Annotated in this window: 23 protein-coding genes and 1 riboswitch; of the genes, 12 read left to right on the forward strand and 11 right to left on the reverse strand. The window is 58.0% G+C overall.

Annotated features, from left to right (window positions below; translation table 11 throughout):
• Window positions 1-31 precede the first annotated feature (31 nt).
• Window positions 32-1,288 (reverse strand): AGE family epimerase/isomerase, encoded by a 1,257-nt coding sequence (locus tag QD461_RS07645; RefSeq protein WP_414087188.1) that lies wholly within the window; start codon window positions 1,286-1,288, stop codon window positions 32-34.
• Window positions 1,289-1,552: 264 nt separating this feature from the next.
• Between QD461_RS07645 and metH the strand changes: the two genes are divergently transcribed.
• Window positions 1,553-5,329 (forward strand): methionine synthase, encoded by a 3,777-nt coding sequence (gene metH, locus QD461_RS07650; RefSeq protein ID WP_414087189.1) that lies wholly within the window; start codon window positions 1,553-1,555, stop codon window positions 5,327-5,329.
• A 119-nt stretch (window positions 5,330-5,448) separates the two neighbouring features.
• On the opposite strand, the gene QD461_RS07655 is transcribed toward metH, so the two are convergent.
• Together QD461_RS07655 and QD461_RS07660 are read right to left on the reverse strand one after the other, a co-directional pair.
• Window positions 5,449-6,213 (reverse strand): GntR family transcriptional regulator, encoded by a 765-nt coding sequence (locus tag QD461_RS07655; RefSeq protein ID WP_414087190.1) that lies wholly within the window; start codon window positions 6,211-6,213, stop codon window positions 5,449-5,451.
• Window positions 6,210-7,094 carry a BadF/BadG/BcrA/BcrD ATPase family protein gene (locus tag QD461_RS07660; protein ID WP_414087191.1) on the reverse strand — a complete coding sequence of 295 codons (885 nt, stop codon included), beginning with the start codon at window positions 7,092-7,094 and terminating at the stop codon, window positions 6,210-6,212. The genes QD461_RS07655 and QD461_RS07660 overlap by 4 nt, the downstream gene beginning before the upstream one ends.
• Before the next feature lie 544 nt (window positions 7,095-7,638).
• Here QD461_RS07660 and QD461_RS07665 point away from each other — a divergent pair.
• The 5 genes from QD461_RS07665 to QD461_RS07685 all read left to right on the forward strand — a co-directional run bounded on the left by QD461_RS07665 (window position 7,639) and on the right by QD461_RS07685 (window position 12,982).
• The gene (locus QD461_RS07665) at window positions 7,639-8,898 is read left to right on the forward strand and encodes an ABC transporter substrate-binding protein (protein ID WP_414087192.1); all 1,260 of its coding nucleotides are present in this window, start codon (window positions 7,639-7,641) and stop codon (window positions 8,896-8,898) included.
• Window positions 8,899-9,098: 200 nt separating this feature from the next.
• Window positions 9,099-10,052 (forward strand): carbohydrate ABC transporter permease, encoded by a 954-nt coding sequence (locus tag QD461_RS07670; protein WP_414087193.1) that lies wholly within the window; start codon window positions 9,099-9,101, stop codon window positions 10,050-10,052.
• Between the two features lie 12 nt (window positions 10,053-10,064).
• On the forward strand, window positions 10,065-10,904 hold the full coding sequence (locus QD461_RS07675; RefSeq protein ID WP_414087194.1) for a carbohydrate ABC transporter permease: 840 nt from the start codon (window positions 10,065-10,067) through the stop codon (window positions 10,902-10,904).
• A complete protein-coding gene (locus tag QD461_RS07680) occupies window positions 10,901-11,965 on the forward strand; it encodes a Gfo/Idh/MocA family protein (protein ID WP_414087195.1) in 1,065 nt (354 codons plus the stop codon). Before QD461_RS07675 ends, QD461_RS07680 begins: the two co-directional genes overlap by 4 nt.
• 12 nt (window positions 11,966-11,977) lie before the next feature.
• Window positions 11,978-12,982, forward strand: coding sequence for an ABC transporter ATP-binding protein (locus tag QD461_RS07685; protein WP_414087196.1), 1,005 nt, complete (start codon window positions 11,978-11,980; stop codon window positions 12,980-12,982).
• A 66-nt stretch (window positions 12,983-13,048) separates the two neighbouring features.
• Here the strand turns inward: QD461_RS07685 and QD461_RS07690 are convergent, their stop codons facing one another.
• A complete protein-coding gene (locus QD461_RS07690) occupies window positions 13,049-13,660 on the reverse strand; it encodes a TetR/AcrR family transcriptional regulator (RefSeq protein ID WP_414087197.1) in 612 nt (203 codons plus the stop codon).
• A gap of 120 nt (window positions 13,661-13,780) precedes the next feature.
• Here QD461_RS07690 and QD461_RS07695 point away from each other — a divergent pair, with 120 nt between their 5' ends.
• The 4 genes from QD461_RS07695 (at window position 13,781) to phnF (ending at window position 16,246) form a co-directional block, all read left to right on the forward strand.
• Window positions 13,781-14,206, forward strand: coding sequence for a tautomerase family protein (locus tag QD461_RS07695; protein WP_414087198.1), 426 nt, complete (start codon window positions 13,781-13,783; stop codon window positions 14,204-14,206).
• A gap of 92 nt (window positions 14,207-14,298) precedes the next feature.
• On the forward strand, window positions 14,299-14,709 hold the full coding sequence (locus QD461_RS07700) for a VOC family protein (RefSeq protein WP_414087199.1): 411 nt from the start codon (window positions 14,299-14,301) through the stop codon (window positions 14,707-14,709).
• A 120-nt stretch (window positions 14,710-14,829) separates the two neighbouring features.
• The gene (locus tag QD461_RS07705; RefSeq protein ID WP_414087200.1) at window positions 14,830-15,516 is read left to right on the forward strand and encodes a class I SAM-dependent methyltransferase; all 687 of its coding nucleotides are present in this window, start codon (window positions 14,830-14,832) and stop codon (window positions 15,514-15,516) included.
• 1 nt (window position 15,517) lies between these two features.
• Window positions 15,518-16,246 (forward strand): phosphonate metabolism transcriptional regulator PhnF, encoded by a 729-nt coding sequence (phnF, locus tag QD461_RS07710; RefSeq protein WP_414087201.1) that lies wholly within the window; start codon window positions 15,518-15,520, stop codon window positions 16,244-16,246.
• Window positions 16,247-16,251: 5 nt separating this feature from the next.
• Here phnF and QD461_RS07715 read toward each other — a convergent pair whose 3' ends face one another.
• From QD461_RS07715 to QD461_RS07745, 7 genes are all read right to left on the reverse strand, one after another.
• Window positions 16,252-16,602 carry a VOC family protein gene (locus tag QD461_RS07715; RefSeq protein WP_414087202.1) on the reverse strand — a complete coding sequence of 117 codons (351 nt, stop codon included), beginning with the start codon at window positions 16,600-16,602 and terminating at the stop codon, window positions 16,252-16,254.
• A 136-nt stretch (window positions 16,603-16,738) separates the two neighbouring features.
• A complete protein-coding gene (locus QD461_RS07720; protein ID WP_414087203.1) occupies window positions 16,739-17,215 on the reverse strand; it encodes a 6,7-dimethyl-8-ribityllumazine synthase in 477 nt (158 codons plus the stop codon).
• Between the two features lie 90 nt (window positions 17,216-17,305).
• Window positions 17,306-17,452, reverse strand: a riboswitch (FMN riboswitch).
• 106 nt (window positions 17,453-17,558) lie between these two features.
• Window positions 17,559-18,620 carry an ABC transporter ATP-binding protein gene (locus QD461_RS07725; protein WP_414087204.1) on the reverse strand — a complete coding sequence of 354 codons (1,062 nt, stop codon included), beginning with the start codon at window positions 18,618-18,620 and terminating at the stop codon, window positions 17,559-17,561.
• A gap of 11 nt (window positions 18,621-18,631) precedes the next feature.
• Complete coding sequence (locus tag QD461_RS07730; protein ID WP_184703754.1) at window positions 18,632-19,420, reverse strand: ABC transporter permease; 789 nt, start codon at window positions 19,418-19,420, stop codon at window positions 18,632-18,634.
• A complete protein-coding gene (locus tag QD461_RS07735; RefSeq protein ID WP_414087205.1) occupies window positions 19,417-20,307 on the reverse strand; it encodes an ABC transporter permease in 891 nt (296 codons plus the stop codon). The genes QD461_RS07730 and QD461_RS07735 overlap by 4 nt, the downstream gene beginning before the upstream one ends.
• Before the next feature lie 72 nt (window positions 20,308-20,379).
• Window positions 20,380-21,483 carry an ABC transporter substrate-binding protein gene (locus tag QD461_RS07740; RefSeq protein ID WP_414087206.1) on the reverse strand — a complete coding sequence of 368 codons (1,104 nt, stop codon included), beginning with the start codon at window positions 21,481-21,483 and terminating at the stop codon, window positions 20,380-20,382.
• Between the two features lie 187 nt (window positions 21,484-21,670).
• Window positions 21,671-22,543, reverse strand: coding sequence for a MurR/RpiR family transcriptional regulator (locus QD461_RS07745; protein WP_184703757.1), 873 nt, complete (start codon window positions 22,541-22,543; stop codon window positions 21,671-21,673).
• A gap of 180 nt (window positions 22,544-22,723) precedes the next feature.
• Between QD461_RS07745 and QD461_RS07750 the strand changes: the two genes are divergently transcribed.
• Together QD461_RS07750 and QD461_RS07755 are read left to right on the forward strand one after the other, a co-directional pair.
• Window positions 22,724-23,491 carry an N-formylglutamate amidohydrolase gene (locus QD461_RS07750; protein WP_414087207.1) on the forward strand — a complete coding sequence of 256 codons (768 nt, stop codon included), beginning with the start codon at window positions 22,724-22,726 and terminating at the stop codon, window positions 23,489-23,491.
• 126 nt (window positions 23,492-23,617) lie between these two features.
• A complete protein-coding gene (locus QD461_RS07755; RefSeq protein ID WP_414087208.1) occupies window positions 23,618-25,189 on the forward strand; it encodes an amino acid permease in 1,572 nt (523 codons plus the stop codon).
• Window positions 25,190-25,292 lie beyond the last annotated feature (103 nt).

Raw genomic sequence — 25,292 nt, forward strand, 5'->3', positions numbered from 1 at the left:
CGCGTTTAAAGCGAGGGCGGCGCCACCGGCTTCAGATCTTTCCGCCGGCTTCGGCGATGACCTTGGTCAGGCTGCCCGTTGCAGGGAAGAGGGGGATCAGGCAGGCCTGCAGGGCGTGATAGATATCGCCCTTGCCCGGGAAAAGGGTATGGGCAGGAACGAGGTCTTCCGTCAGTTCCTCATGCCAGCCGCCATTGGCGCGATCGACGAAATTCTGGCCGATCACGCTCCAAATCTTGCGATAGCTTTCCTCGTGGAAATCGCTCGGAACATGTTCATTCAGGTAGTGAGCTGCGCCGGCGCCCTCGCAAGCGGGCCACCAGAGCTTGTTGCGCTTTGCAGGCACATCGTCCCAATCGAGCGTGTAAAAGAACCCGTGCTTCTCGTTGTCCCAGCCTAGTGACATTGATTGAGAGAAGAGGTCTTTTGCCGCCTCCGGCATCCAGTCGTGGCGCTTTTCGCCCAGCGACCAAAGCTGCAGGATAAGGCGTGCCCATTCCAGCCAGTGGCCCGGAGTCGTACCCGATGGGCGAAACATTTCGTTGCCGCGGTAATTCTTGTCCAATACCCAATCGGTATTGAAATGTTCGGCCACACGCCAGCCGACCGATCCCGCCGACCGCCTGATGACGAGATCGGCGATGCTTTCAGCCTTATCGAGATACGATCTGTCGCCTGTTGCTTCGAACGCCGCCATCAGCGCTTCCGTTAAATGCATGTTGGAGTTCTGGCCGCGATAGGTGCCTCCGTCGATCAGCGACCAATCCCGATTGAACTCCTCGGCGATGGCGCCGTGTTTTTCTTCCCAGAACTTCGTATTCAGAATTTCCGTGACATCGGCAAGCATGCCGTCAGCCAAGGGGTGGCCGATTGTCTTGGCGGAGGAGGCTGCCAGCAACACGAACGCATGACCATAGCCTTGCTTGCTGGCATCGACAGGACCATCATTGTTCAGCGACCAGACGTAACCGCCATGCTTGGTATCGCGATGACGGTTCCACAGATAGTTCATGCCGTGGTCGACGATCTCATTTGCGCCGGGACGGCCGAGCAATGATCCGATCGAGAAGCAGTGCACCATGCGAGCGGTCGAGTGGATACCGCGTATCGGATTGACCGCATCCAGCGGCTTGCCCGCGTTATCCATGTCATAAAAGCCGCCATTAGGGTTGACGGCACGATATTGGAAGAAATCAAAGAGTGCGCTCGCTTGATCGAGCAGCCAGCGCCGATGATAGTCGCGCGTTGTCCAATTTCCGAGCGCCGCCGGTTCAACCTGAATGTTCATGCCGTCCTCCTTGGATTCTTTTCCGCAAGCCGTATAGCGCTGCCCAGAAGTGCTGTCATGGCATAATAGATGAACTGTGTCGCCGGCCGCGCATTGTCTATGGGCGAGGCCATAAATCGCTTTATCCGTATTTTTCGCAAACCAGGTAGACTATAGAAGTAGCGAGCTTGCGTTAGCCGTAACGAGAGCATAGATATATTGACATAAAGATATCTTTATGTGATCTGATTGCGGAGTCGTAATCAGGCTCGAGGAATTCATCCAATGTTTGACAATCTTTTTGGTTCCGAGACGACGAAGCGTGATGGCAGCGAGATATTTGCGGCCCTGCGAAAGGCTGCGAGTGAGCGCATTCTTGTGCTTGACGGCGCCATGGGCACGCAGATCCAGGGGCTTGGCTTCGACGAGGACCAGTTTCGCGGTCACCGCTTCATAGGCTGTGCCTGTCATCAGAAGGGCAATAACGACCTTCTTATCTTGACCCAGCCGGATGCGATCGAAGAGATTCATTATCGCTACGCGAAGGCTGGTGCCGATATCCTGGAAACCAACACCTTCTCGTCGACGAGCATCGCGCAAGCGGACTATCAGATGGAAGGCGCTGTCTACGACCTCAACAAGGAGGGCGCAGAGATCGTTCGTCGCGCCGCGATTCGCGCGGAACGCGAGGACGGCAAGCGCCGCTTCGTTGCTGGCGCCATCGGCCCTACAAACCGCACGGCTTCGATTTCGCCCGATGTCAACAATCCCGGCTATCGCGCTGTCAGCTTTGACGATCTGCGAAAGGCTTATGGCGAGCAGATCGACGGGCTAATCGATGGCGGCGCCGACATCATCCTGATCGAGACAATTTTCGATACTTTGAACGCCAAGGCGGCGATCTTCGCTTGCGAGGAGCGCTTTGAGGCCAAGGGCATTCATTTGCCCGTCATGATTTCGGGTACGATTACCGATCTTTCTGGCCGCACGCTGTCGGGTCAAACTCCGTCGGCGTTCTGGAATTCCGTCCGCCACGCCAGCCCTTTCACAGTGGGCCTCAACTGCGCTCTCGGCGCAAATGCGATGCTGCCGCATCTGCAGGAGCTTTCGGCGGCTTCAGACACGTTCATTTGCGCCTATCCCAACGCCGGTCTGCCGAACGAGTTCGGCCAGTATGACGAGACGCCCGAAATGATGGCGGCTCAGGTGGAGGAATTCGCGCGCGAAGGCCTCGTGAATATCGTTGGTGGCTGCTGCGGTTCTACGCCCGAGCATATCGCCGCGATCGCCAAGGCGGTTTCGAAATATCCGCCGCGTACGCCTGCTGAGCATCGCCCGTTCATGTCGCTTTCCGGTCTCGAACCGTTCGAGCTCACCAAGGACATTCCGTTCGTCAACGTCGGCGAACGTACGAACGTCACGGGCTCCGCGAAATTCCGCAAACTGATCACCAATGCCGATTATTCGGCAGCTCTGGCGGTTGCCCGCGATCAGGTTGAGAACGGTGCACAGGTCATCGACATCAACATGGACGAGGGTCTGATCGATTCTGAAAAGGCCATGGTCGAATTTTTGAACCTGATCGCTGCCGAACCGGATATTGCCCGCGTTCCCGTGATGATCGACAGCTCGAAATTCTCGATCATCGAAGCTGGTCTGAAATGCGTGCAGGGCAAGCCGATCGTCAATTCGATCTCCCTGAAGGAAGGCGAGGAGAATTTCCTCAAGCAGGCCCGGCTGATGCGCATGTATGGCGCCGCCGTTGTGGTGATGGCCTTCGATGAGACCGGCCAGGCGGACAGCTATGAGCGCAAGGTCGAGATTTGCTCCCGCGCCTACAAGCTGTTGACGGAAAAGGCCGGCCTGCCTCCGGAAGATATCATCTTCGATCCGAACATCTTTGCGGTTGCGACCGGTATCGAAGAGCACAACAATTACGGCGTCGACTTCATCGAGGCGACACGGACGATCCGTCAGACCATGCCGCTGGTGCATATCTCCGGCGGTGTGTCGAACCTGTCGTTCTCGTTCCGCGGCAATGAGCCGGTGCGTGAAGCGATGCATGCCGTGTTCCTGTACCATGCCATTCAGGCTGGTATGGACATGGGCATCGTCAATGCCGGTCAGCTTGCGGTCTACGACAATATCGATCCCGAACTGCGTGAGGCCTGCGAAGACGTCGTCCTCAATCGTCGCCCCGACGGTACGGAAAGGCTGCTTGAAATTGCCGAACGCTTCCGTGGAACCGGTGGCAAGGAGGCCAAAGCACAGGACCTTTCGTGGCGCGAATGGCCCGTCGCGAAGCGTCTCGAGCATGCGCTGGTCAATGGCATCACCGATTACATCGAGGCCGACACGGAAGAGGCGCGCCTGACGGTTGAACGCCCGCTGCATGTCATCGAAGGCCCGCTGATGGCCGGCATGAATGTAGTCGGCGATCTCTTCGGCGCCGGAAAAATGTTCTTGCCGCAGGTGGTGAAGTCCGCCCGTGTGATGAAGCAGGCGGTCGCCGTGCTGCTGCCGTACATGGAGGCTGAGAAGCTTGCCAATGGCGGCAGCAGTGAACGACAGGCTGCCGGCAAGGTGCTGATGGCGACCGTGAAGGGCGACGTGCATGACATCGGCAAGAACATCGTCGGCGTCGTGCTGGCCTGCAACAATTACGAGATCATCGATCTCGGCGTGATGGTGCCGACGACGAAGATTCTCGAAACGGCTATCGCTGAGAAGGTCGACATTATCGGTCTGTCCGGGCTGATCACGCCGTCTCTGGATGAAATGGTACATGTCGCCTCCGAAATGGAGCGGCAGGGCTTCGACATTCCGTTGCTGATCGGTGGTGCGACCACCAGTCGTGTCCATACTGCGGTCAAGATCCATCCGCGCTACGAAAAGGGGCAGGCGGTCTACGTCACCGACGCCAGCCGCGCGGTCGGCGTTGTCTCGTCGTTGCTGTCGCCGGATGCCAAACAGGGCTACGTCGACACGATCAGGACAGAATATGCCAAGGTCGCAGCCGCTCATGCGCGCAGCGAAGCGGAGAAGGTGCGCCTGCCGATTGCGAGAGCGCGTGAAAATGCCGAGAAAGTAGATTGGACAAGCTACAAGCCTGTAAAGCCGCAGTTCTTTGGCACGAAGGTGTTCGAGAACTACGATCTGGCGGAGCTTGCGAAATATATCGACTGGACGCCGTTCTTCCAGACATGGGAGTTGAAGGGCCGCTTCCCGGCGATCCTTGAGGACGAGAAGCAGGGCGAGGCCGCCCGGCAGCTCTATAGCGACGCACAAGCGATGTTGGAAAAGATCATCGCCGAGAACTGGTTCCGCCCTCGCGCCGTCATTGGCTTTTGGCCGGCGGGTACTATCGGCGACGATATCAGGCTGTTTGCGGATGAGGGCCGCTCGCATGAGCTGGCGACTTTCTATACGCTGCGCCAGCAGCTATCCAAGCGCGATGGCCGCCCGAATGTCGCCCTTTCGGATTTCGTGGCGCCGGTTTCCAGCGGCGTAGAGGACTATGTTGGCGGCTTCGTCGTTACCGCCGGCATTGAGGAGGTCGCTATTGCCGAGCGTTTCGAACGTGCCAATGACGACTATTCGTCGATCCTGGTAAAGGCGCTCGCGGATCGCTTCGCCGAAGCGTTCGCCGAGCGGATGCACGAGCGGGTCCGGCGTGAGTTCTGGGGCTATGCCAAGGACGAGAATTTCTCCAGCGATGAACTCGTTCTGGAGGCCTACGCAGGTATCCGTCCGGCACCCGGCTATCCGGCGCAGCCGGATCATACTGAGAAGGATACGCTTTTCCGGCTGCTGGATGCTGAAGCTGCAGCGGGTGTCAAGCTCACCGAAAGCTATGCGATGTGGCCGGGTTCCTCGGTGTCGGGTATTTATATCGCCCATCCCGACTCCTACTATTTTGGTGTCGCCAAGGTGGAGCGTGATCAGGTTGAGGACTATGCCGCCCGCAAGGGCATGCCCATCGAAGAAGTTGAGCGCTGGTTGGGTCCGGTGCTGAACTATGTGCCGGCCAAGGCTGACTTGGAAATCGACGACGCGGCCTGATTGCGGGTCGTTGCAGAGGCTTATGGCCTTTGGCTTAGAAGCTGAATCCACATGTAAACGCCGCCTCGACTGTTCCAGTCGAGGCGGCGTTTTTTTGATTCCAGCGCTTTCGAATGGTGTTAGTTCGCGCCGATCGTGAGTTCTGCAACGAAATCATAGGCGTCGCCGCGATAGAGCGAGCGGGTAAACTCTACAGCGCGTCCCGAGCCGAGATAGGAAATGCGTTCGATCGAAAGGCCGGCAGCTCCGACCGGAACGCCGAGCAATCCGGCGTCTGCTTCCTTCATGTTGGTCGCCGATATGCGCTGCACGGCGCGCACGGGGCGCACATGCTGCTTTTCCAGTTCAGCATAGAGCGATGTCGTTACGACCGATGGATCCGGCAGGAATTCGCCAGAGACGCTTGCATGCTCGATCGCCAGCGGCTGATCGTCGGCAATACGCAGGCGGCTCAGCCGCGACACCTTGGTGTCGGCAGCCAGGCCGAGAATCATCATTTCGTCGGGGGATGGCGTATGGATGCCTTTATGCAGCCACTCCGAACGGGCGGTCATGCCGCGCCGCGCCATATCTTCCGTAAACGAGGTGAGCTGAGACAATCGCTGTTCCACCTTGGAAACCGGCTTGGCGACGAAAGTGCCGGATCCGTGCCGGCGCACCAGAATTCCCTCGGCGACGAGATCGTCAATCGCCTTGCGGACGGTGACACGGCTAACGGCGGCGAATTCGGCTATGTCACGCTCGGGAGGGAGCGCGTCGCCATGCTTCAATCTCCCTACCTTCACGGCGTCCTCAAGCGTGCGTCGCAGCTTCACATAGAGCGGGCCTGTGCCACCGCCTGACAAGCGCTGCGGCGAGAAGATGGCACTCAAATCCTCCGTCATCCCCGGCTTCCTTCCCTGTCCAGCAGCAGTTTTACAGCCAGTTCCATCGCCCCGCGCAGCACGTCGCCCTTCGGTTCGGCGAGAAGCGCCTTGTGCCGTGTATCCAGCCACGGACGATAGGCTTGTGCAAGGCCGCCAAGGAGGCAGATCGAAGGGCATTCAGGCCAAAGCAACGCGTCCAAGCTTTCTGTTATGGCTGTTGCTGCCGTCCTGACGATGTCCATGGCGACGACATCGTTCATCGCTGCATATTCGAAGATGACCGGTGAATAGCGAGCGAAGTCCTTTGGTTTGGATGCATGGGCAAACTCGACGACCCGCTCAGGATCGTTTCCGAATTCGGCCATGATGACGTCTGTCAACGGTGAGGTCGTCGTCACTCGATCATAGGCGAGAACGGATCTTTCGAGCAGATCGCGGCCTAGGCGGGCGCCGCTCGCCTGATCGCCTATCACAAAACCCCAGCCGCCAATGCCCCATATCTTGCCGTCGCGGCGTGCATTGTAGACGGAGCCGGTGCCGAAGGCGCCTATGATGCCGTCGGCGTCGCCAAGCGCTCCCTGAAGCGCGATTGTGGCATCCGTGACCACACGAGAATTGCCGAAAGGAAGCGCGCTTTCCAACCGCTTGCCATAGTTGCCGACATTGGCACCCGCTGTACCGATAACAGCGGGCAGCCTGCCGACAAGTTCCGGATCGAGGCCGGCACTTGCCAAGGCCTGGCGGGCTGCCTCGACGATGTTTATCAGGGAGTTTTCCAGATCGGAGAGGATGTTTGCGGCGCCAGATTTTCCTGTGCCGAGAATTTTACCCGTCGAGTCTATCACCGCTGCCCGGCAGTTCGTTCCGCCGCCGTCGATGCCAATTGCGAACTGTCCCATCATGCCTCCGAATGCCGCCTTGTTCCCCGCTTTTCTATACAATACCAAAAAAATACCATTTACCAATAGCTGATGCCGTCATTTTTGATCTTTGTTATCTATTTGAAATATAAATATAAATTTTTTTTATGATCTCTTTTCTTGGTCGAGTGTTAAAATCGGCTGGACAATTGGTATTTTTTTGGCCTTAATCCACTTCAAGGGAACAGTGCGAACAGACATCGGTAAAGTCGGCATGGCAACAACGGCCGGTAGGTGAGGCGGAAAGCGTGCATCTCGCCGTTGTTCAAAGTCGCCCGGATCAGGAGGATCTGTATCTCGTCGTTCGTCGCGAAACTCCCGTATGATTCTTGCAGTACCTCCGCTTTCGGCGGCGGGCAGCAATTGATCGGGTGGATTGGGCGGTAGCCTTTGAAGCCTTTTGCATGAGGGGTCGGCAACGTTGGCGGTCCCTATGGGGCGCTGACCGTCTTTCGGGGTTGGTCAGCGGATTTTCGGATCGAGAACAGCGCCTTGCTACAGGCGCGGAAAACAGGAGAGGGAAATGAAAACCAATGTTCTGAAGGGCTTGCTTCTTGCGTCGAGCCTGCTGACCTCCGTCAGCCTGGCGCATGCGGCCGACGTAACGCTGACGGTTGAAAGCTGGCGTAACGACGACCTGCAAATCTGGCAGGAAAAGATCATTCCGGCTTTCGAAGCGAAGAACCCCGGCATCAAGATCGTGTTCTCGCCAACGGCTCCGACCGAATACAACGCATCGCTGAACGCCAAGCTCGATGCCGGCTCCGCAGGCGATATCATCACCTGCCGGCCGTTCGACGCCTCGCTCGATCTCTTCAACAAGAAGCGCCTTGCTGATCTCACGAGCCTGCCGGGTATCGAGAATTTCTCGGCTGTCGCCAAGGCCGCTTGGTCCACCGACGACGGCAAGTCGACCTTCTGCGTGCCGATGGCGTCTGTCGTCCACGGCTTCATCTACAACAAGGACGCCTTCGACAAGCTCGGCCTGAAGGTTCCGGCGACGCGCGACGAGTTCTTCGCCGTTCTCGACAAGATCAAGGCCGACGGCACCTACATCCCCATGGCCATGGGCACGAAGGATCTGTGGGAAGCCGCGACCATGGGCTATCAGAACATCGGCCCGAACTATTGGAAGGGCGAAGACGGCCGCAAGGCTCTGATTTCCGGGAAGGAAAAGCTGACGGACGCTGCATGGGTCGATCCTTACAAGGAACTCGCAAAATGGAAGCCCTATCTCGGCGACGGTTTTGAGGCTCAGAGCTACTCCGACAGCCAGAACCTGTTCACGCTTGGTAAGGCTGCGATCTATCCGGCAGGCTCCTGGGAAATCGGCCTGTTCAACACGCAGGCTCAGTTCAAGATGGGCGCCTTCCCGCCGCCGGTCGCAAAGGCTGGTGACACCGGCTACATCTCCGACCATCCGGATATCGGCGTTGGTCTGAATGCGAAGGGCGCACATCCGGAAGAAGCCAAGAAGTTCCTGAGCTGGGTTGCTTCCGACGAGTTCGCCAACATCTACGCCAACGCGCTGCCGGGCTTCTTCAGCCTGAATTCGCACCCGGTGAAGATGAGCGATGCACTTGCCCAGGAGTTCGTCTCCTGGCGCAATGATCACAAGCCGACCGTTCGTTCCACCTATCAGATCCTGTCGCGCGGCAAGCCGAACCTGGAAAACGAAACCTGGACCGAATCCGCGAACGTGATCAACGGCACGGACACGCCGGATCAGGCTGCCGCGAAGCTGCAGAAGGGCCTCGACAGCTGGTACAAGCCGGCCAAGTAATCATCGTCTAATACGGGCGAGGAGCCTTCCGGCTCCTCGTCTTATCTCCTTATGATGGATCATCGGATCGAGGGTCTCATCTCAATATACTGCGACACACCCGACGTCGTTCCATCCGGCAGCAGAACCGGGACAATGGGTGGATTTGAACCTTAGTGCTGTCGTCTCAATCGCCAGCCAACAAGAACAGGCAGAAAGCCATGAGCGACGCTGCGACATTAAATACTCTCGAGGTCACGCCGATCCGGCGCTCCAAACGTTGGCATATTCTCGTTTTTCTTTTTCCCGCTTTCGTCGTCTACACGGCAGTCATGATCCTGCCGCTGATCGAGACCCTCCGGTTGTCGCTTTATAATGTCGTCGACAATCAGTCCGTCTTCGTAGGTCTCAACAATTTCAAGGTGCTGTTCGGCGATGAGCGCTGGTCCCATGATTTCTGGAACGCGCTGCGCAACAATCTGATCTTCTTCGCCATCCATATGTGCGTGCAGAATCCGATCGGTGTCGCGCTCGCAGCACTTCTGTCACTGCCGAAGCTCCGCTTCGTTGCCTTCTATCGTACCGCCATTTTCCTGCCGACCCTGCTTTCCTTCGTCGTTGTCGGCTTCATTTGGAAGCTGATCCTGTCGCCTCTTTGGGGTGTGGCGCCGGAGTTGCTGAGCGTAATCGGCTTGAAGTCGTTCTTCGCGCCCTGGCTCGGCAAGCCGAGCACGGCACTGATCGCCGTCGCGCTCATCTCCGTATGGCAATATGTCGGCATCCCGATGATGTTGATCTATGCCGCGCTGCTCAACATTCCAGAAGAGGTCATCGAAGCCGCCGAATGTGACGGTATCACCGGCTGGAGCCAGTTCTGGAAGATCAAGCTGCCGTTGGTGCTGCCAGCGATCGGCATCATCTCGATCTTGACTTTCGTCGGCAATTTCAACGCGTTCGACCTTGTCTATACAGTGCAGGGCGCGCTCGCCGGACCGGATGGCTCCACCGATATTCTCGGCACGCTTCTCTATCGCGTCTTCTTTGGCTTCCAGCTTCAGTTGGGCGACCGCTCGATGGGCGCGACGATTGCGACGGTGATGTTCCTGATCATCCTCGCCGGCGTTTCATTCTATCTTTTCATCGTGCAGCGACGCATCCGTCGCTATCAGTTCTGAGGAGAGGCGACCATGTCCAAGGCCCGCACTTCCCCCATCCGCACCGGCTTCGTGCATCTGGCGCTCATCGCCTATACGCTGGTTGCCATTTTCCCGGTGTTTCTGACCGTTATCAATTCCTTCAAGGACCGCGCATCGATCTTCCGTGCACCGTTGAGCGTCCCAACACCGTCCTCCTTCAGCATGGTCGGTTATGACACCGTTCTGAAGCAGGGGGATTTCCTCACCTATTTCCAGAACAGCTTCATCGTGACGATCGTCTCGATCATCTTCACGCTGCTGTTCGGCGCGATGGCTGCCTTTGCTCTGTCAGAATATCGCTTCCGCGGCAATACGGTCACGGGTCTCTATATGGCGATCGGCATCATGATCCCCATCCGGCTGGGCACGGTTGCGATCTTGCAGGGCATGGTCGCCGCCGGTCTCGTCAACACGCTGACGGCGCTGATCCTCGTCTATACCGCGCAGGGCCTGCCGCTGGCGATCTTCATTCTCTCGGAGTTCATGCGGACCGTGTCCGGCGATCTGAAGAATGCCGGCCGCATCGACGGTCTTAGCGAATATGCGATTTTCTTCCGCCTGGTCCTACCGCTGGTTCGTCCGGCAATGGCGACCGTTGCCGTCTTCACCATGATCCCGATCTGGAACGACCTGTGGTTCCCGTTGATCCTGGCTCCGAGCGAAGCAACAAAAACCGTGACCCTCGGCTCGCAGATCTTTATCGGTCAGTTTGTCACCAACTGGAACGCCGTCTTGGCTGCGCTGACGCTGGCGATCCTGCCGATCCTCATCCTTTACGTTATCTTTTCGCGTCACCTCATTCGCGGCATTACTTCCGGAGCAGTCAAGTGAGCGTATCAGAAAAGCCTATCCGCGTTCTCGTTGCCGGTCTCGGCAATATGGGCCGCAGCCATGCGCTCGCCTATCACAACAATCCCGGTTTTGAGATTGTCGGCCTTGTCAATCGCTCCAAGCGGGAGCTTCCCGAGGAATTGCAGGGATATACGATCCACCCGGATTTCGAGGCCGCGTTGAACGAGCTCAAGCCGGATGTCTGCTCGATCAACACCTATTCCGATAGTCATGCCGATTTTGCGGTGAAGGCCTTGGAAGCCGGCTGCCATGTTTTCGTTGAAAAGCCGCTGGCATCGACGGTCGAAGATGCCGAGCGTGTTGTGGCTGCCGCTAAGAAGGCGGGCAAGAAGGTGGTCATCGGCTACATCCTGCGCCATCATCCGTCCTGGATGCGGCTGATCGCCGAAGCGCGCAAGCTCGGCGGCCCCTATGTCTTCCGCATGAACCTCAATCAGCAGTCGAGCGGCCCGACCTGGGAGACGCACAAGGCGCTGATGCGCACGACCTCGCCGATCGTCGATTGTGGCGTGCATTATGTTGACGTCATGTGCCAGATCACCGATTCCAAGCCCATCGAGGTGCGTGGCATGGGCCTTCGTCTGTCGAACGACGTGAAGGCGGACATGTATAACTACGGTCACCTGCAGGTGATCTTCGAGGATGGCTCGGTTGGCTGGTACGAAGCCGGCTGGGGTCCGATGATTTCGGAGACGGCCTTCTTCGTGAAGGACGTGATGTCGCCGAACGGCTCGGTTTCGATCGTCATGGATCAGAATGCCAAGTCCGACGATATCGACATGCACACCAAGACTTCGGTCATCCGCTTGCATAGCGCCGAAACGGGACCGAACGGCCAGTTCATCCGGCCCGATCAGGACCTGCACATGGATGGCGAGCCAGGCCACCAGGAGCTTTGCGATTTCGAGCAGGCTTTCCTGCTGAAAGCCATCCGCGAGGATCTGGACCTCAATCGCCATATGAACGACGCCGTTCAATCGCTGCGCATATGCCTCGCCGCTGATGAGAGCGTGCACACCGGCAAGCCCGTTTATTTGTAAGGATAAAAGACTGTGGGATCGCTTCTACTGAAATCCATTCGCAAGGCCTACGGTTCGCACGACGTGCTGAAGGGCATCGACCTCGAAGTGAAGGATGGCGAATTCGTCATCTTCGTCGGCCCATCGGGCTGCGGCAAGTCGACCCTGCTGCGCAGCATCGCCGGTCTGGAAGATGTGACATCCGGTGCCGTGCTGATCAATGGTGAGGACGTCACCGTGACGCCACCCGCCAAGCGCGGTATCTCGATGGTGTTCCAGTCCTATGCGCTCTATCCGCATCTGACCGTTAAGGACAATATGGGGCTTGGCCTCAAGCAGGCGGGCACGGCCAAAGCCGAGATCGAGAGCCGTGTCGAGAAGGCTTCCAACATGCTATCGCTTGCGCCCTATCTGGCGCGCCGCCCCTCTGAGCTTTCCGGTGGCCAGCGTCAGCGTGTCGCGATCGGCCGCGCCATTGTTCGCGAGCCTGAACTTTTCCTCTTTGACGAGCCGCTGTCGAACCTCGATGCCGCGCTGCGCGTCCAGACGCGCCTGGAAATCGCCCGACTGCATCGCAGCCTGAAGGCGACGATGATCTACGTCACCCACGACCAGGTCGAGGCGATGACACTTGCCGACAAGATCGTTGTGCTCAATGCCGGCGCCATCGAGCAGATCGGCTCGCCAATGGAGCTCTACAATCGCCCGGCCAACGTCTTCGTTGCCGGCTTCATCGGTTCGCCGCAGATGAACTTCATTCCGGCCGAACGGCTGGGCCAAAGCGGTGCCAAGACGGTCGGCATCCGTCCGGAGCATATTACGCTGTCTCGCGATCAGGGCACATGGGCGGCCAAAGTCATCCATGTCGAGCATCTCGGCGCCGATACGATCATCTATCTCGAATCTGAAACCACCGGTCTGCTGACCGTGCGTCTTTTCGGTGAGCACCAGTACGCGCCCGACGACGTGGTCTTCGTGACGCCTGACACGAACCGTATGCATCGCTTCGATGCCAATGACAAAGCGATCCGCGCTTAGGTCGTTGCGGTGGCGATAGCGAGAAGATAGCTCGCCTTCATCCTTGGCTAGGGATGTTCGAGTGAACTATTGATCAAGAGTATTTGACAGGCTGCCTGATATCAGCGCGGCCTGTTCGATGATCTCAGCGATGCGTGCGGAGAGGGTGGGATCGGAAACCGCGCGGGCAAGCGTCACGCCGCCGCTCAAGAGCGACAGCAGAACAATCGCTCGATCCTCGGCGGCCATCTCACGCCTGCCTGCTCCTGTGCTTTCGGGCAGGCCGGCTGCCACATCGGCGATGAGCTTCTTAAGTTCTACAGTGTAGGCACCTCGCGTGTCCTCGTCTGCGCGCATGACATCCGGGGAGAGGCTGGGCAGGGTACAGCTCTCGCCGAGTTCGCACGTGCGCTTGTAGCCGAGATAGAAACTGGCGAAGCTTTTCAGCCAGTCGTTCGGCTGCTTTTGGATGAACCCCGCAATTCCCTGACGCAGTTCTTCCAGGCCCTCCACCACTGCGGTGCGGAATGCCTCGCCCTTGGATTTGAAGTGCCCGTAAAAGGCGCCATTGGTTACCCCGGCGGCCTTCGTCAAGGCATCGATCCCTGCACCGCCATATCCTTCCTGTCTGAAGACTTGTCCGGCGGCGGCGATGACCCGTGTCCGGGTCTCCTGCTTGTGTTCGGCGCTATAGCGCATCGCAAACTCCATTGAGAGCGATCTCTCTTTATGGCTTGCATAGAGAGTGATCGGTGTGTATTCATAAAGAGCAAACGGTATATATCAACTGTTGCTACTGGTTCAACAAGGAGATGTCCTATGCCCATTACGCTTACCATACCTGAAGGATTGCTTTCGTCCGAGGCGCAAGCGCGTGCTTTTGCCGACCTGACCGATGCGGTGCTCGATGTTGCCGGTCTGACCGGGAACGCTTTCATGACTGCCAATGTCATTGGCTCGATCAACGTACTTCCCGCCGGGCACGTTCTGGCCGCCGGGAAGCCTATCGCAGCCGCCTTTGTCGAGCTCAAACTGCCCGAGATCGCACTCGCAACCGCTGACGCCAAGCGAGATTTCATCGAAAGGGCGACCGACGTTATCGAGGCGGCGGCCGATGGGCGGATCAAGCGCGAGCACATCTGGTCGAATATCGTCTATGCGCCGGAAGGAGCTTGGGGCATCGCCGGGCAGAGCTATAGCAATGCTGATCTGGTAGGCGCCATTCAGAATTCTGCACTATCCTAACGAGATGCTCACCGCCATGAGCGGTGGAGCTAGGCGAAAACCGATTGGGTGAGCGCTAGCAGCCTTGATAGTGTTGAAATGGGAGGCAAGACGTGGAACTCGCAAATTATCTATTCTTCACGGTGCATTGCGAGGAGGCGCTTGCCTTCTATACCGCGTGCGGGCTCGGTCGAGTGACGCTATTGGTCCGTCACGGCTCGGGCGGGATACCCGTTGCCGACGAGGCGATGCGGGGCAGGGTGATGCATGCCCGCTTCGAGGGGCCGGGCGTATTGTTCTTCGCGTCCGACAATCACGATGCCGAACCCATGCGCGGCTCGGCTCATATGCTGATGATGGACGATCGGCAGAGTACCGAGAGGATTTTTGCCCTATTGGCACAAGGCGGTGTAGTGACGACGCCGCTCGCCGTTCAGCCATGGGGCAGCTACTATGGCAAGCTGACGGATCGATTTGGAGTGCAATGGATGTTGGATTGCGCGCAGAGTAATGCCGACCTCTGACGATGTAAGGCTTTGGCGTTAGTCGATTGCTGAAAATAGTCTAGTCGTCCGGACGAATTTATAGTGCCGTCACGGAACGATGCTAGCAATATTGCGTTCCACTCCAACAGCGAGCGCATCATGACAAATGCAGCATCCATCTATGCAACCTGGCACACGGAACCGCAGGGCGATATTGCGATGGCGGAATCGCATAGCCCCTATTGGCGGCACTTCATCGAGACGATCCCGGAGCGGGATTTCTCGTCGAAGACGATCCTGGATTTCGGCTGCAATCGCGGCGGCTTCCTGCGACTGCTTTACGGCATGCGGCCATTTCGCCGTGGCGTCGGCATCGATATTGCCTCGGAGTCGGTGGCTGCTGCCGCATCGGCCACTGGCAACATGCCGTTGCAGTTCCATGTGACGACCGATCTTTCCCCATTTGCCGATAGTTTTGATGTGGCCTTCAGCTATGAGGTCGTCTATCTCCTGCCGGAGTTGAAACAGCACGCCGAACAGATGTTTGCGGTGATGCGCGATGGCGGCGTCTATTATGCCGTAACTGGCTGCCACAATGAGATGCCACTCTGGCCGAAATGGCAGGAGTTGATCGGTAATAACAGCAACGCGCCGGTACAGGATCGTTCTCCCCAGGACTATATCGATGCCTTCTCAGCCGCTGGCTTCGATGTCTCCGTTAAACGGTTCGGTTATGATGGCTTCGTGCGCGCGACGAAGGATCGGAAATATTATCCGAGCATTCTCGATGCGCTGAGCTATCCGGCCGAATACAAGCTTCTCTTCCGGCTCGAAAAGCGGGTCTGATATGGAAGTGATCGATCGCAAGGGCGGCAGCGCTCTCTGGCATCAGATCGGCGAGATCCTGGCGGCTGATATCGCTGCCGGGACTTTCGTTCCCGGAGAGAGATTACCGACGGAGCCCGAACTGATGCAGCGTTTCGGCGTCAGCCGTTTCACCGTGCGGCAAGCGCTGGGGCATCTGGAGCAACGCGGGCTTGTGCGTGCTGAACAGGGGCGGGGAACTTTCGTCCACAGGGGCGTGCTCGACTATACGCTCTCCAAGCGCACACGCTTTCATAAGAACCTGATCGAGCAGGGCTTCGAACCGGGTGGCGAACTGCTCGTTCACGAGATCGGGCCGGCAATGGAGCGAGTGGCGGCTCAGTTGAAGATCGCATCAGGCGCGCCGGTTATCCATCGCCGTGGTGTCATGACGGCGGACGGTGTCCCGGTCGAGCTCGGGGATACCTACTATCCTTCGGAGCGTTTTCCGGATTTCGACAAGGCTCGATTGCTGTATCCGACGATAACCGCGGCGCTCGCGAGCTACGGCGTTACAGACTATGGGCGGCTGTCCACCGAGATCGAGGCACGCATGCCCTCGGCAGAGGAGGCTCGATTGCTGCGGCAACCGAAGTCCGTTCCGCTGCTCATCACGCGCAAGGTTGACGTCGACGCCGGCGGCATACCGATCGCTTTTGCCGAATCGATGTGGTCAGCGGACCGCGTGATATTCAACGCCGAACTCAGATAGTGAAGTCAGCGATGTGAGAGGATGTTGACGACTTTCCCAAATGGGTCGCGGACGTAAAAACGACGGACGCCCCAGGGTTCGTCCGTCAGATCATAGACTATGCTCAAACCCATTGATGTGGCTTGTTGATAGAGCGTATCGACATCATCGACCTCGACTGAGAGATCTGGGACGATCGTTCCTGAGCCGCCTTCGCTGGCGACGCTGATCTGCGGGACGGTTGCCGACTCGGAGGCGAAGGTGAGGATCCAGCCGTGATCCATGACGATGTCGAGGCCGAGCAGCTCGCTATAGAAGAGGCGGGCGCTAGCAGGGTCGGCGGCTGACAGATTTGGGATGATGCGTAGAACGGTCACTGACTTCTCCTTTCAGGGCTGCTCTGCATGCCACGGAGGCTCCGGGCCGCTCCATCTGCCTGATCCCCGCAATTTCGCCGGGAAGGGTGTTTTGGAAAATGGAGGCGGGCTTGCGCCGCGCCTCCACCGAGACGGCTTAGACTGTTACCGACGGCAGAAGCTTGGCGCGTTCTGCGAGGATATGGCGGCAGGCGCTTGCAGCTTCGCGGCCCTTGATGATGAAATGTTCCTTGAAGAACTGGATATGCGCTTCCGACTCCTGGAAGTGATGCGGCGTCAAGACTGCGGAGAGAATCGGCACGCCGGTATCGAGCTGAACGCGCATCATGGCGTCGAGAACAGTATTGGCAACGAATTCATGACGATAGATGCCACCGTCGACAACGAAAGCGGTGGCAACGATCGCCGAATAGCGGCCGTTACGTGCAAGCGTCTGCGCATGCAGGGGGATTTCCAGCGCGCCAGGCACATCGAAGATATCGATGGGCGATGCACTTTCCGTCGTCTGCCATTCGGCAACGAAGGAATCGACGCAACGGTCGACGACGTCGGCGTGCCAACGAGCCCGGATCAATGCGATGCGGCTTGGTTGGGTGGAGATAGAGATAGTCATCAGTTTTGCCTTTCAAGGGTTGTTGTCAAATATCCCTTGGGCGAACACGCAGAGTCGCAGCACCCCTCGCGCGGAAGAGGGTGCGACACGGCTTGCTCTCTTCCATCCGGACTATACCGTCGGCTCCGGCCTCTCACCGGATCTGCTGACCCTTCCGAAAGCTCGGAAGGCGCTCGCGGGCTCGGGGAAAATCCCCATACCGCCGGTGGGGAGTTGCACCCCGCCCTGAGAACGCGTGGACTATAAATGCATTTCGACAGGGAAATCAAAGAAAAACGCCGGCCTTTTGAGCCGGCGTTCGCGATTATTTTTCCAAAGTTGCCCCGTCAGGCAGGGCTGCATCTCAATCCTGGATGACCAGCAGATCAGAGGAGGCGAAGCGTAACGTGACCCTCTCGCCGACGCTCGGAGGCATCATGCCCGGGCTGTTGAACATGTCGAAGGAAATCGTGTTGCCAGCGACATTCATGCGGGTACGGATGACCGAGCCTAGGAAGTGTGCCGAGGAAACCTCGCCGGTGAGCGCCGTGTCGCCTTTGGCCGATTCCGCCAGAGAGCCAGCTTCCGGACGTAGAGCGAGCGATACGGTATCGCCTGCCTTATAGGCCGTGACCGACTGCTTCAGGGTGACACCCTGGTCGCCGATCATGATGCGGTTGTTGTCGGGATCGATAACCTTGCCTTCGATGAGGTTCAGTGTGCCGACGAAGGACGCGACGAAACGCGTTGCCGGCGTGTTGTAGATCTCAAAGGGCGTGCCGATCTGATCGGCGCGGCCCGCGTTCATCACGACAATGCGGTCAGAGATGGACAGCGCTTCTTCCTGATCGTGCGTAACGAAGACGGTGGTGATGCCGAGCTGCTGTTGGATGGCGCGGATTTCTTCGCGCAGCGAGATGCGGATCTTGGCATCGAGCGCCGAGAGCGGCTCATCGAGCAACAGGACCTGCGGCTTGACGGCGATGGCGCGGGCCAGCGCCACGCGCTGCTGCTGGCCGCCGGACATCTGGTAGGGATAGCGGCCGGCGAGGTGATCGAGCTTGATGAGGGCGAGCATCTCTTTGACGCGCTTGTCGATATCCGGCTTCGACATGCCGGCGACCTTGAGGCCGAAGGCGACGTTGTCATGCACCGTCATGTTCGGGAACAGGGCATAAGCCTGGAACACCATGCCGATATTGCGCTGGTTCGGCTTCAACGGCCGCTGATCCTTGCCGTTGATCATCAGCGTGCCGGCGGTCGGGGTTTCGAAGCCGGCGATCATCCGCAGCACGGTCGTCTTGCCGCAGCCCGATGGGCCGAGGAAGGAGACGAATTCCCCCTTTTCGATTTGCATGTTGAAATCGTGAACGACCTGAATGTCGCCGAAGGACTTCTTGATGTGGGTGAGTTCGAGAAAAGCCATGGTGAGAAGCCTTACGCCTTAATCGGAGCAGATTTTGAGAAACGGGAAACGAGCTGCAACAGGCCCATGCTGAGCCAGGTAACGGCAAGCGCGATGATGGCCAGGGCAGAGGGCTCGTAAGCTCTATTGGCGCCCATGAGCTGCATATAGGGCCCGAATGCCGGACGATTGAGCAGCGACGCCATGGTGAATTCGCCCATGACGATCGCGAGTGTGATGAACGCTCCGGAAAGCACACCGCTCATGACATTTGGAAAGATGCATTTGAACATGATGGTTGTCCATTTTGCACCAAGGCTTTCGGCAGCCTCCGTCAGCGTGCCGACATCAATGGTACGCATCGCCGTATCGACAGAACGATACATATAGGGCAGCGATAACACAATGTAGGAGCAGACGAGCAGAATGTTCGTCGTCGAATTATAGCCTGTCAGCGGCAGGATCGACGACGAATTATAGAGCCGCAGATAGCCGAAGACGATGACGATGGCCGGAATGACCAGCGGCATCAGGGTGATGAATTCCACGACAGGGCGAAGCTGCGGCAGCCGCAGCCTTACCCAGTACGCCGTGGGTACGACGAGCAGCATGCCGAAGATGATGGTCAAAAGCGCCATCAACATTGAGAAGCCAAAGGCCGTTATGAAGCCGAAATCCGAAAAGACGGACGCATAGGCGTCGAAGCTGTAGGCGTTGCGCCGCATGCGCAGCGAGAATTCCATTGTACCGATGAGGGGCACTAGGAAGTAGATGAGGCCGATGGCAACGGCGACCCAGGCGAAGAATTTTTGCAGCTTCATTTCTGCCACCGTTCAGCGCGCATGCGCATCAAGATATAAATGACGTTTGAAATGCCGGTGATGACGATCATGCCGAGCGCCAACGCATAGCCCAGATTGGCATTATGCAGCACGTCGCCGCGGATCTGCGCATAGAGCACGATCGGAACGATATTCAGTGAGCTGCCCGTGAGTGCAATTGCTGTCGCGATGGCGCCGAACGAATTTGCAAACAGCAGCAGCGTCGTGCCAAGCAGGCTCGGCCACAGGATCGGCAAGGCGACCATCCGCCAATATTGTCCATTGGTTGCTCCCAGAATGGAGGCCGCTTCACGCCATTCCTTCTTCATGCCGTCGAGTGCCGGCGTAATGATCAGCACCATCAACGGGATCTGGAAGTACATGTAGGTGATGGTCAGGCCGAAGAAGCTCAGCAGGTTGAAGCCTGTACCGTAGAGATTGAAGCCGAAATGAGCGAGCAATATCGTAACGAGACCCTGGCGGCCCAGCGTGGCAATAAACGAGAAGGCCAGCGGCACGCCGGCGAAATTCGATGCGACCCCCGAGAAGGTCAGAAAGGCATGACGGATCCAGGTGGGAAGTCCGCCCAGGACAAGCGCCCAAGCTAGGTAAAAGCCTATAATCGCACCACCGAGCGCCGAAGCGACCGAGATTTTGATACTGATCAGATAGGCGCTCATGATCGTCGGCGTGAACAGGTCGGCGATGTTCTTGAGGGTAAAGCTTCCGTCCGGCGTCAGGAAAGCGCCGGCGACCAGATAGACCGTCGGGAGAATTAGAAACAGCAATGCGAAGATGAGGAAGGGCGCGATGCCCATCCAATCGACAACCACGCGCTTGTTGATCATCGGAGTGGAATTGACCGTTGATGTTGTGACGATACTCATGATGGTCCAATCCGCGGCGCCGAGAAAATGGAAAACCTCCCCGTCGAAACGGGGAGGCGATGTCTCGTTTGATTACTGTACGTTCGAACCGACGACAGAATCCCACTTGGTGGTGATGGCGGCCTTGCCGGCAGCCTGCTCGTCGAGCGTCGGGAAAACGGCCTTTTCATAGGCGGCAGCCGGCGGCAGCTTGTCGAGAAGTTCCTGCGGAACCTTCTTGTTCTTTGCCAGGTCGTTGAAGCGGATCGGGTGGCAATAGCCCTTCAACCAGCCAATCTGGCCTTCGTCGGAATAGAGGAACTCCATCCACAGCTTGGCAGCGTTCGGATGCGGTGCGAAGGCCGAGATTGCCTGAACGTAAACGCCAGCGATAACGCCCGAAGCCGGAACGGTGACGTCAACGGGCGGGTTGCCCTTCAGGCTGTCGCGCCAGGAGAGACCGTTGTAGTCCCACGCGACGACGATCGGGGTTGCACCCTGAGCCAGCGAAGCAGACTTGCCAATAACCGGAACGAAGTTGCCGGCCTTGTTGAGCTTGGCGAAGTAGTCGAGGCCAGCAGCACCGGCCTTGGTTGCGTCCTTTTCGCCGGCTGCGAGGCCCGCGGCGTAGACGGCCTGAACGGCCTGGTTCGACGTACGCGGGTCGCCGGCGAGCGAAACGGTGTTTGCATATTCCGGCTTCAGGAGGTCGGCCCAGTCCTTCGGCTCGTTCTTCACGACGTCCTTGTTGATGACGAAGGAGAGAACGCCGTAGTAGTCGCCATACCAGTAGCCTTCGGCATCCTTGGCGCTGTCCGGAATGGAATCCCAGGTGGAAACCTTGTAAGGCTGCAGCAGGCCTTCCTTCTTGGCGGTCGGGCCGAAGGAGAGACCGACGTCGATGACGTCAGGAGCCTGCGGGCCTTTGTTGCCCTTGTTGGCACGGATTGCTTCGACTTCATCGCCTGAACCGGCATCCGGGTTCAGTTCGTTGACTTCGATGCCATACTTCGCCTTGAACGCAGCGATCAGATCACCATAACCGCACCAGTTGTGGGGCAGGGCAATCGTGGTCAGCGTGCCTTCCTTCTTGGCGGCAGCGATAAGGTCGGCGCTTGGTTCTGCGGCGGCGATTGCGCTCGAGGCGACGAGCATCGCGGTCGAGATGGTCAGAAGACGGTGAATTTTCGAGATCACTGCATTTCCTCCTTTTGGGTTTTCAGTGTCTGGCGTTGCTGTTAATGACGTAACATGAAGGTTGTGTGACGGCTTCAAAGTGCTGCAATTCCTGTGAACGCAATTGATTTTTCTTCTAGGCGCCAAGTGTGACAGCTACTGCATTTCACACCCTCAGACTCACGCAATTTTGTATTTTCGCTCCCCTCTAGCTCAGTTTGCGGAACAACTGCGTTTGCTCGAAAAGACCTTCGAGCGTTTTCATGCGCTCACTCGTCTCGTCCCAGGTCGAACTTTGTACGGCCTCGATCAGGGCTTCGACGATGAAGAGTGTGACAACCGATGAATCCCAGGCGGACGGCGCCTCGATTTGCACGCGGAAGATGTGCTTGGCGTGCTTGGTAGCCGGTGATGCCCACTGGTCGGTAAAGACGATGATCTCTGCGCCGCGACGGCGGGCAACGGCGGCAAGATTGACCATTTCCTGCTCGTAGCGCCTGATATCGAAGATCACGAGCAGATCGCCTGGATTCATATTCAGAACATATTGCGGCCAGGTGCTGGAATTGGAGGAGAGCAGGGTGGTGTTGGGGCGGATCACCTGCATGTGGGTGAAAAAATACTCGGCAAGCGCGCCCGTGATGCGGCCGCCGACGAAGTAAAGCCCGCGTTTGCGCTCCGATAGCAAAGTTGCAACGCTATCGAATGTTGCAGCATCGAGATCGGAGAGGGTCTGCCGGAGATTGCCCATGATGGCATCGGCGAAGCGATTGAGAATATGCGTGCCCGGTGCATTCGACGCCCAGCGATCATGCTTCGTCAGCGGGTTGGAGATGGTCGCCTCGACCTCCTGATGGAGGTGCGACTGAAAATCCGGATAACCCTTGTAGCCGAGCTTCTGCACCATGCGCGCAACGGTCGGCGTTGACACCCGCGCATTTTCCGCGACCGTCGTGATGCTGCCCAGCCCCGAAACGGGGTAATTGTCGAGCAGGCTCTTAGCCAGCTGCTTTTCGGCGCGCGTCAACGTGTCGAAGCGAGCGTTGATCACGTCAGAAACTGTCTTTGACGCATTGTTCAATCGATTTTAGCTCCCCGGGCCGGTCTTATGCCGATCTCCTGCAACGATATAACAACGCTGTCACATTTCGAGTCAATGTCACAAATGAAGAAATAATTTCAGTTTCCGATTGACAGCGACCAAAAGCTGAAGAATTCTTTTCTTATAAAGATTTTATTAATCGGCAATGGGGCGCCCCGGATGCTTGCACAGCAAGGCATTTTGACGAAGGCGGACGGCGACTGTGTCGCGGTCGAGAGGCCAGACGGCAACAGCGCGGTTTTCATCATCTGCGAGCATGCTTCTCGTGCTTTGCCCGAACGTTTCGGGGACCTTGGGCTTTCCCCCGAGGCGCTTTCCAGCCATATTGCGTGGGATCCTGGCGCACTCGCGGTTGCAAGGAAGATCTCGGCAAGCCTCGATGCGACACTGGTCTATCAGCGCTTCTCCCGCCTGATTTATGATTGCAACCGGCCGCCGGAAAGCGCCGGCGCGATGCCGGAGACAAGCGAGATCTACACGATCCCCGGCAATCAGCATCTGGATGAAGCGGATCGTCGGGCGCGCACCGAAGGTCTCTACATACCGTTTCACGATCGCATCCGGGCCTTGCTGAAAGAACGGGCTGCACGCGGGCAAAAAACCGTGATCGTGACAATACATAGCTTCACGCCGGTTTATAACGGCAAGCCGAGGGCGGTGGAGCTCGGAATTCTGCATGACGACGACCATTGGCTGGGCGATCGCATGCTGGATGCAGCGGCGGAGGCGCCGCTCTATCAGACAGACCGCAACCAGCCTTACGGGCCTGAAGACGGCGTCACCCATACACTGAAACTGCATGGGATCGCCAATGGTCTGCACAATGTAATGATCGAGATCCGCAACGATCTCATCGGAGACGACGTTGGCCAAGGGGTCATGGCCGACTATCTGACAGGGCTTCTCCAGAACAGCCTGGAAGCCTGAGCATAAAAAGAAAAAGACCCCGGGGAGCAGTTCAACTGCGATAGGGCCGCACGGCAAAAGCCGGCGGCTCATGTGACACATGGTTCTCCGCAATCCCGCGGACGACCGGGCTTAAGGGGGAATGGCATGTCTGATTATACAGAGTTAGACAAAAAGCAGGATGTTCATATCCTGCACTCCATGGGCTATGCCCAGGAGCTGGAACGGCGCATGAGTTCATTCTCGAATTTCGCCATTTCCTTCTCCATCATCTGCATTCTATCCGGCGGTATCAATTCGCTTGCGCAGGCGACATCGGGTGCCGGCGGTGCCGCGATCGGCATCGGTTGGCCGATCGGCTGCGTGATTTCCGGTGTATTCGCGCTCTCGATGGCGCAGATTTCCTCAGCCTATCCGACGGCCGGCGGCCTTTATCACTGGGGCTCGATCCTCGGTAACCGGTTCACCGGCTGGCTGACGGCCTGGCTCAACTTGCTCGGTCTCATCACCGTGCTTGGCGCGATCAATGTCGGGACCTGGGGCTTCTTCAGCGGCTCCATCGCCCCGTGGTTCGGCATCGCCGTCGATACCAATACTTCGGCCGGCTTTGCGAACCAGATCATCTTCGTCGCCATCATCACCGGCCTGCAGGCGCTGATCAATCATTTCGGTATCAAGCTGACGGCAAAGCTGACCGACATGTCCGGCTACCTGATCTTCGCCGCCGCAATCGCGCTGACCGTCGTCTGCCTGATCGGCGTCAAGAGCTGGGACATCAGCCGCATCTGGACCTTCACCAACTACTCCGGCACACCGGAGGGTGATGCATCGGTTTGGCCGAAGATGGACAATATCTGGTACGTCTTTGCTCTGGGGCTGTTGCTGCCGATCTACACGATCACCGGATATGACGCTTCGGCGCATACATCTGAAGAGACTGTTAAAGCATCCAGCTCGGTGCCGCGCGGGATGGTATCCTCGGTCTGGTGGTCGTCGTTGTTCGGCTACATCATGCTGCTGGCCTTCCTCCTTGCGATCCCGGACATGAACGAAGCCTCGAAGCAGGGCTGGAATGTCTTCTTCTGGACGATCAACAGCGTCACCCACCCTGTCGTCGCCAATATCCTCTATGTCGCGATCTTCATCTCGCAGTTGCTGTGCGGCCTTGCGACCGTTACATCCGCATCGCGCATGATCTACGCTTTCTCGCGTGATGGCGGCCTGCCATTCTCGAAATCGCTCGCCAGCGTCAGCCCGAAGTTCCGCACGCCCTCCATCGCCATCTGGACGGCCGCCATTCTTGCCGTCCTGTTCGTCTGGGGCGCTTCGCTCGTGACGATCGCTGGCTCTTCGGCCTATACCATCGTCGTGTCGTGCACCGTCATCTTCCTGTTCCTCTCGTTCACCGTGCCGATCGTTCTCGGCATCAAGGCGATCGGAACGGCGAAATGGCCGAAGATGGGTCCCTGGAACATGGGCATCGGCACTTACAAGGTGGTGTCTGTTCTGGTTGTTATCGCCATGGCGATCATCTTCATCATCGGCGTGCAGCCGCCGAATGAATGGGCGCTCTACATCACCATCGGCTTCCTCGTTCTGACCGCGATCGTCTGGTTCGCCTTCGAAAAGCGTCGCTTCCAGGGACCGCCGATCGGTGACGTGATCGCCAAGCGTCAGGCCGACATCGCCGCCGCCGAACGGGCCGTTGGCGAAGCCTGATCCTCATTCATCTTCAATTCGGCGGGGGCCGTAGCGGCGGCCCCTTCCAACTTGACGGGCGGCTTCGGGCTACATGTGCCGGCAAGCTGCCAGCCGATCATCC

This window comes from Rhizobium sp. BR 314, from assembly GCF_047445805.1.
Taxonomy (GTDB): Bacteria; Pseudomonadota; Alphaproteobacteria; order Rhizobiales; family Rhizobiaceae; genus Rhizobium; species Rhizobium lusitanum_B.

Coding starts and splice junctions, on each gene's coding strand:
- QD461_RS07725 (WP_414087204.1), bottom strand. CDS start 18,620: ATGGCTTTTCTCGAACTCACCCACATCAAGAAGTCCTTCGGCGACATT.
- metH (WP_414087189.1), top strand. CDS start 1,553: ATGTTTGACAATCTTTTTGGTTCCGAGACGACGAAGCGTGATGGCAGC.
- QD461_RS07720 (WP_414087203.1), bottom strand. CDS start 17,215: ATGACTATCTCTATCTCCACCCAACCAAGCCGCATCGCATTGATCCGG.
- QD461_RS07755 (WP_414087208.1), top strand. CDS start 23,618: ATGTCTGATTATACAGAGTTAGACAAAAAGCAGGATGTTCATATCCTG.
- QD461_RS07660 (WP_414087191.1), bottom strand. CDS start 7,094: ATGGGACAGTTCGCAATTGGCATCGACGGCGGCGGAACGAACTGCCGG.
- phnF (WP_414087201.1), top strand. CDS start 15,518: ATGGAAGTGATCGATCGCAAGGGCGGCAGCGCTCTCTGGCATCAGATC.
- QD461_RS07730 (WP_184703754.1), bottom strand. CDS start 19,420: ATGAAGCTGCAAAAATTCTTCGCCTGGGTCGCCGTTGCCATCGGCCTC.
- QD461_RS07670 (WP_414087193.1), top strand. CDS start 9,099: ATGAGCGACGCTGCGACATTAAATACTCTCGAGGTCACGCCGATCCGG.
- QD461_RS07665 (WP_414087192.1), top strand. CDS start 7,639: ATGAAAACCAATGTTCTGAAGGGCTTGCTTCTTGCGTCGAGCCTGCTG.
- QD461_RS07645 (WP_414087188.1), bottom strand. CDS start 1,288: ATGAACATTCAGGTTGAACCGGCGGCGCTCGGAAATTGGACAACGCGC.
- QD461_RS07690 (WP_414087197.1), bottom strand. CDS start 13,660: ATGCGCTATAGCGCCGAACACAAGCAGGAGACCCGGACACGGGTCATC.
- QD461_RS07750 (WP_414087207.1), top strand. CDS start 22,724: ATGCTTGCACAGCAAGGCATTTTGACGAAGGCGGACGGCGACTGTGTC.
- QD461_RS07705 (WP_414087200.1), top strand. CDS start 14,830: ATGACAAATGCAGCATCCATCTATGCAACCTGGCACACGGAACCGCAG.
- QD461_RS07655 (WP_414087190.1), bottom strand. CDS start 6,213: ATGACGGAGGATTTGAGTGCCATCTTCTCGCCGCAGCGCTTGTCAGGC.
- QD461_RS07735 (WP_414087205.1), bottom strand. CDS start 20,307: ATGAGTATCGTCACAACATCAACGGTCAATTCCACTCCGATGATCAAC.
- QD461_RS07695 (WP_414087198.1), top strand. CDS start 13,781: ATGCCCATTACGCTTACCATACCTGAAGGATTGCTTTCGTCCGAGGCG.
- QD461_RS07675 (WP_414087194.1), top strand. CDS start 10,065: ATGTCCAAGGCCCGCACTTCCCCCATCCGCACCGGCTTCGTGCATCTG.